2 pseudogenes are annotated in these 977 nt (G+C 67.3%); both read left to right on the top strand.

Features of this window, described 5'->3' with window-relative positions:
- Positions 1-836, top strand: a pseudogene (locus IEW19_RS23155) (L-serine ammonia-lyase); the annotation flags it as partial.
- 13 nt (positions 837-849) lie between these two features.
- Positions 850-977, top strand: a pseudogene (locus IEW19_RS23150) (lipoyl synthase); the annotation flags it as partial.

Raw genomic sequence — 977 nt, 5'->3', positions numbered from 1 at the left:
GAACTGCTGGACCACTGCCGGAACACCGGGCTGGGCGTCAGCGATGTGATGCTGCTCAACGAGAAGGCCTCCCGCGCCGGGGAGGAGATCCGTGCCGGGCTGCTGCATATCTGGTCCGTGATGGAGGCCTGCGTGGCCACGTCCCTGAAGCGCGAGGGGGTGCTGCCGGGCGGGTTAAAGGTCCGCCGGCGCGCCCCGGACTGGTACGAACGGCTCAAGAAAGAGTCCGCCGACACCCGTGAAGAGGACCCGGACGTGGACTGGGATGCGGGCCCCTACGACCCGCGGTATTGGCAGGAGTGGGTTAACTTGGTGGCCCTGGCGGTGAACGAGGAGAACGCGTCCGGCGGCCGCGTGGTCACCGCCCCGACGAACGGGGCGGCCGGGATCATCCCCGCCGTCCTGTTTTACGCGCTGCATTTCGCCCCGGGCATGGACCAGGCCAGCCAGGAAGACCGCGACGCCGTGGTGGTCCGGTTCCTGCTCGCCGCCGGCGCCGTCGGGGTGCTCTACAAGGAACAGGCCTCGATCTCCGGGGCCGAGGTGGGCTGCCAGGGCGAGGTGGGTTCCGCGTCCTCGATGGCCGCCGCGGGCCTGGCCGAGGTGATGGGCGGNACCCGATCGGCGGGCTGGTCCAGGTCCCGTGCATCGAACGGAACGCGATCGCCGCCGCCAAGGCGATCAACGCCGCGAAAATGGCGCTCTGGGGCGACGGCACGCACCGGGTCTCCCTGGACGAAGTCATCATCACCATGCGCGAAACCGGCAAAGACATGAGCGACAAATACAAGGAAACAGCGATGGGCGGCCTCGCCGTCAACGTCGTGGAATGCTAAGGAAAGAGTACCGATGACATTGGCACCTGAAGGCCGGAAGCTGCTGCGCGTGGAGCAGCGTAACTCGGCCGTTCCCGTGGAACGCAAACCGGAGTGGATCAAGGCCAAAGTCCAGATGGGCCCCGAGTTCGTCGGGCTGAA

This window comes from Arthrobacter liuii, from assembly GCF_014639275.1.
GTDB classification, from domain to species: domain Bacteria; phylum Actinomycetota; class Actinomycetes; order Actinomycetales; family Micrococcaceae; genus Arthrobacter; species Arthrobacter liuii.
Note: the sequence above shows the minus strand (reverse complement) of the source record. Positions and strands in the feature narration are given on the sequence as shown.